The 4,674-nt window shown below is 60.1% G+C and carries 5 protein-coding genes; 4 read left to right on the top strand and 1 reads right to left on the bottom strand.

Features of this window, described 5'->3' with window-relative positions; translation table 11 throughout:
• The first annotated feature begins 248 nt into the window (after positions 1 to 248).
• A complete protein-coding gene (locus AC1Q61_RS29400; protein ID WP_030535439.1) occupies positions 249 to 983 on the top strand; it encodes a hypothetical protein in 735 nt (244 codons plus the stop codon).
• A 115-nt stretch (positions 984 to 1,098) separates the two neighbouring features.
• Here the strand turns inward: AC1Q61_RS29400 and AC1Q61_RS29395 are convergent, their stop codons facing one another.
• Positions 1,099 to 1,905: a helix-turn-helix transcriptional regulator gene (locus AC1Q61_RS29395; RefSeq protein WP_042924425.1), complete on the bottom strand. Its 807-nt coding sequence runs from the start codon at positions 1,903 to 1,905 to the stop codon at positions 1,099 to 1,101.
• A gap of 144 nt (positions 1,906 to 2,049) precedes the next feature.
• Here AC1Q61_RS29395 and AC1Q61_RS29390 point away from each other — a divergent pair, with 144 nt between their 5' ends.
• The 3 genes from AC1Q61_RS29390 (at position 2,050) to AC1Q61_RS29380 (ending at position 4,636) form a co-directional block, all read left to right on the top strand.
• On the top strand, positions 2,050 to 3,057 hold the full coding sequence (locus tag AC1Q61_RS29390; protein WP_225320347.1) for an iron-siderophore ABC transporter substrate-binding protein: 1,008 nt from the start codon (positions 2,050 to 2,052) through the stop codon (positions 3,055 to 3,057).
• A gap of 81 nt (positions 3,058 to 3,138) precedes the next feature.
• Positions 3,139 to 3,357, top strand: a complete 219-nt coding sequence (locus AC1Q61_RS29385) for a hypothetical protein (RefSeq protein ID WP_003942716.1) — start codon at positions 3,139 to 3,141, stop codon at positions 3,355 to 3,357.
• Between the two features lie 97 nt (positions 3,358 to 3,454).
• The gene (locus AC1Q61_RS29380) at positions 3,455 to 4,636 is read left to right on the top strand and encodes an RtcB family protein (protein ID WP_050656825.1); all 1,182 of its coding nucleotides are present in this window, start codon (positions 3,455 to 3,457) and stop codon (positions 4,634 to 4,636) included.
• The last annotated feature ends 38 nt before the right edge of the window (positions 4,637 to 4,674 follow it).

Below are 4,674 nucleotides of genomic sequence, written 5' to 3'. Positions count from 1 at the left end.
CTCACACCCCGCGCCCGCCCATACGAAACGCGTCCCAACCACCACCCTCAACCCACCACCACAAAACCAAGCCATCCGAAAACAACCTGTTCACAACTCGGAACCTGTGGAATTCGGCAGCGCGACACACCAACGGCGACCCGAAACCTGACAATTTTCTGAAATCAGCCACATCTTGGACGAAAGTCCAGTAGAACTAGTTACAGTTTTGCTCAAACCGTCACGCACCCCGCTGAATGGAGTTCTACATGGCCCGCCGCTCACTTCGCCACGCAGTAGCAACCACTACATCCCTCGTTCTCATCGCCGCCGGCGTCACTGTTGGACTTGGAGCCTCGGTGGCGCAAGCAGCACCGGCATGCGCGCTCAACCAGTCGGTCACCGACAGTTGGGCCGGTTCCCTCGGGACGCCGTACACCGTCAGCAAGGAGGTTGTCGGCGACGGCAAGGTCGCCCCGGGACAGACGGTCACCTACCTGACAAAGGTTTCCGGTTCGGGAGCACTCGTCAATCAGATCCGCGATTTCCACCCGGCAGGATTCCAGCTGGTCAAGGCTCGCCTGAACGTCAAATGGCTTATCGGCGACCAGAAGTGGGACGACGTCACCAAGACCGTCGTCGTCGGCAACAACTCCGTGGTGGCAAAGGGCGGCGGATGGACCACTGCTGGTGGCGGCATCATCGCATTGGAGACCACCTACAAGGTTCCCGATAACGCAGTTGTCGGCTCTCAGCTCGACAGCGGCGCCGGCACCAACATTGTGCTGGCGGCGGGCGACTGGGACATCAATCCGATGGGCGTGTGCGTCACCATCCGGCAGCCGAACCCCGTCGAGGCCGGCGCCGGAAGCCTCGAGGACATGGGCTTCGGCTCACTCAACTCCGGATCGGGCCAGGTATTCGGCTCCCTGACCGACCCGCAGGGGTCGATGACCAATGTCATCAGCGGCGTCCTGGGCAATGTGCTCGGCAACATGAGCTGACTCAGTTCAGATTAGTAAATGGGCCGAGCCACCAGCACATGCTGGCAGCTCGGCCCATTTCTACGTTGCCGAACAAAGCTTTGCCGTCAACCGAGTTCAAGAAATCATCAGCAAATCACCGCGTCAGCTTTCCGCCGTACCGGGCCGGCGTCGTACCGAAGGTTTCCCGAAATGCGGCGATGAACCCGCTACTGGTTCGGTAACCCACCTGCGGGGCAACGTCGTTGACACCCTCACCCCGCGCGAGCATCTCGAGCGACGCATACATTCGGGCGCGAGTCCTCCACTGTCCGAAGGTAATCCCGGTATCGGCGACAAAGGCACGCATCAAGGTCTTGGAACTGACCCCGAGTTCGCCCGCCCACTCCCCCAGCGTCCGTGAGTCTGCCGGATCGGCGAGGATCCGTGCAGAAACCGAACTCGCCGCAGCATTACGAGGAACCGCGAGGACGTCGTGCCGTTCGGGCGCGGCAGCAAGAATGTCGTAGAGCAACTCCTGACTCATCAACCGCCGAGCATCGTCGATGGTCCGGTCAGCGAGGTGCCGCAGCAATTGAGCGGACAGAGCATCGACTTCGAGAACACGTGGCTGAGTCCACCGCGGCCCGGCAGGGCGTAGATCCGGACGCGCATAGGCCGCGATCATGCATCCCTCCGTCAGAAGAGTCATGTCATGGAGGACGGTGCCCGGCAGCCAGACCAAGTGTTCGCTGTGCAGGTGCCACACATTGCCCCCGGCAGCGATCTGCATCGTGCCTTCACTCATCCAGGCGATCTGATGCTCCGGGTGACGATGAGCTCCGTACGCAGTCACTCCGTCGACGACGTTGGTGAAGACCTGAAAATCTTTGAATGTCCGTCCGCGACTATCAGGCAGCGCTAGCAAGGACTTTGGACGAGTCGAGTACTCGATAGTGGACATTTTGCGTCTTTCTGGGCGTATCCGAGTCCATCCTGAAGGATGGACCGACGATCCTGCAAAGGTTAGCCTCACTTTATTGCTGACGCGACCAGTTCAGCACTTCACGCGGAACTCAGATCACTTCGCCCACCACTTCGAAGGAGCATGCACGTGCCCTCACGTAGCACCCGAATCCTCGCCGCCTTATTCACGACGGCCGCGATCATCGGGTTCTCGACCGCCTGTGGAACCTCGCAAGGCGTCGACACCGCATCAGCGACCCAGAGCAACGACGCATTCCCCGTGACGATCGAGCACGCACAGGGTTCGACGACCATCGATGCCGAACCCCAGCGGGTAGTGACACTCGGATACACCGATCACGAACCACTGCTCGCCTTGGGAGTTGAACCCGTCGGCATGGCCGAATGGTGGGGGTCCGGCATGGATGAAAGCTGGCCGTGGACGAAGGATTACTGGAAGGGAAAGACTCCGACCTACATCAACAGCGGCGGAGACTTCAACTTCGAGCAAATCGCCTCCCTCGCACCAGATCTGATCCTCGCGCTGTACGCCGACATCGACACGGAAACCTACAAGAAGCTGACCTCGATTGCGCCGACTGTCGCGCAGAGCAAGGACTACGACGCGTACACAACGCCGTGGACCGACATGACGCTCACCGCCGGGCGCGCCCTCGGCAAAGGACCACAAGCTCAGCAACTGATCACGGATACCGAAAACGCGTTTGCCGCCGCCCGCGCTGCACACCCGGAGTTCGCCGGGCAAACCGCAACGATCGTCAACCTCGACACTCCCGAGGGATACGTGTTCTCGTCGCACGACCCACGCGGCATTTTCCTCTCGTCACTCGGGTTCACCCTCCCCGCGACCGTCGACGCATTCGTCGGCGACCAGTTCGGCGACTGGCTGCCGAACGAGCGATACGACATCCTCGAACCCGTTGATCGTTTGATCGTGATGGCCGATCCGGGGGGAGAGAAAGCCCTCGCCGACAACACGCTCTACCAGCGACTACCCGCCGTGAAGAGCGGAAATGCGATAGTCGTGCGGTACACCGCAGATCCACCCGTCGGCGCGGCGATGTCCGGCAATACCGTCCTGAGCATTCCGTATGCCATCGACCAACTGACAGCCACGTTGTCGAAGTAAACAACAGGGCAGGTATCGAAAATATGTTCGAAGAGTGTTAGCCTCGGGGTCAGGAAGCACTCACGGACATCGAGGATCACCATGGACGAGGTACCGGACACCGCGTTAGATCTGGCTCGACTGGTCGACGAGCTGACGGTTCTCGACCAGCGACGCGTCGACATCGGCGAGAGTTTGGTTCATCTCGAGTACCTATACTCCCAGATGGGCGCACGGCAACAGGCAGATGCTGCCCGAAAAGCCTTCCAGGAGAAGTACGTCGGACGAATCTACGAACTCGCAGACGGCCTGCGAACCTGAAAAGGGGTTGCACACAACCACTGACCGAGCGCATGGTCATTCCTGCACGACACACCGGACCGATGGGTTCGGCTGTGAACTATGTGGGAGAAATCTGATGGAGAAGATCACCAAGAGGTTGTGGAACTGGGCATCGATACTCGACGAAAACACTCGCGAGCAAGCGCTGCGCACGTCCCAGATGCCTTTTGTCCGTCCACATCTGGCATTGATGCCGGATGCGCACCTCGGTGCGGGAGCGACGGTGGGTTCGGTCATTCCGACGGAAGGCGCAATCATGCCCGCCGCCGTCGGAGTCGATATCGGCTGCGGAATGATCGCGGTCAAAACCCAGTTCAACGCACGCGACCTTCAAGGCCGCGACCTGAGCGTACTTCGCCACAGCATCGAACGCTCCGTTCCGCTCTCGGCAGGTGTCTACAACAAGACGCTGAGCGACACGGCGAAAATCCGCATCGCAGAACTCGAGGCAATGGCGGGCGATCGCCTGGCCTTCTACGACAAGTTCAAGAACAACTGGAGGTTTCAGCTCGGAACGCTGGGCTCTGGTAACCACTTCATCGAGGTGACACTCGATGAAAGCGACGGCGTCTGGCTGTTCCTGCACTCGGGAAGCCGCGGTATCGGAAACAAGCTCGCGCAGCATCACATCAAGATCGCCAAGGACTTGTGCGAGCGGTGGTACATCAACCTTCCCGATCCGGATCTTGCCTACCTGGTCGAGAAGACACCCGAATTCGACTCGTACATCACCGATCTCAACTGGGCTCAGCACTTCGCTTTGCTCAACCGCGAAGAGATGATGGACCGCGTCGTGAAGGACTTCGCGCATTTCATGGGAGACGGCAAGCCCGCGATCATCGACGAAGTCGAGCGGATCAACTGCCACCACAACTTCACCCAGAAGGAGTTCCACATGGGCAGGGGTGTGTGGCTGAGCCGTAAGGGTGCGATCAAGGCAGACGAGGGCACGCCCGGGCTCATCCCCGGTTCGATGGGGACGGCGAGTTACGTCGTCGTCGGGAAGGGAAACGTGCCGTCGTTCAAGTCCAGCCCCCACGGCGCGGGTCGGGTGTACGGACGTAACCAGGCACGCAAGACCTTCACCATCGAAGATCTCGACAAGGCAATGGTCGGCATCGAATACAAGCGTTCCGCGGCGTTCCTCGACGAGATCCCGGGTGCGTACAAGGACATCGACGTCGTGATGGACGACGCGAAGGACTTGGTCGAGATTCGACACACGCTGCGTCAGATTGTGAACGTCAAGGGCAACTGACCCCGCACAACTCCGCGAAATACGAAGTGGCCCCCCGC

This window comes from Rhodococcus sp. MPR-R1B (assembly GCF_058793255.1).
The sequence above is the reverse complement of the archived record's forward strand: the minus strand, read 5'-3'. Positions and strand labels throughout refer to the sequence as shown.

Coding starts and splice junctions, on each gene's coding strand:
- AC1Q61_RS29400 (WP_030535439.1), top strand. CDS start 249: ATGGCCCGCCGCTCACTTCGCCACGCAGTAGCAACCACTACATCCCTC.
- AC1Q61_RS29395 (WP_042924425.1), bottom strand. CDS start 1,905: ATGTCCACTATCGAGTACTCGACTCGTCCAAAGTCCTTGCTAGCGCTG.
- AC1Q61_RS29390 (WP_225320347.1), top strand. CDS start 2,050: ATGCACGTGCCCTCACGTAGCACCCGAATCCTCGCCGCCTTATTCACG.
- AC1Q61_RS29385 (WP_003942716.1), top strand. CDS start 3,139: ATGGACGAGGTACCGGACACCGCGTTAGATCTGGCTCGACTGGTCGAC.
- AC1Q61_RS29380 (WP_050656825.1), top strand. CDS start 3,455: ATGGAGAAGATCACCAAGAGGTTGTGGAACTGGGCATCGATACTCGAC.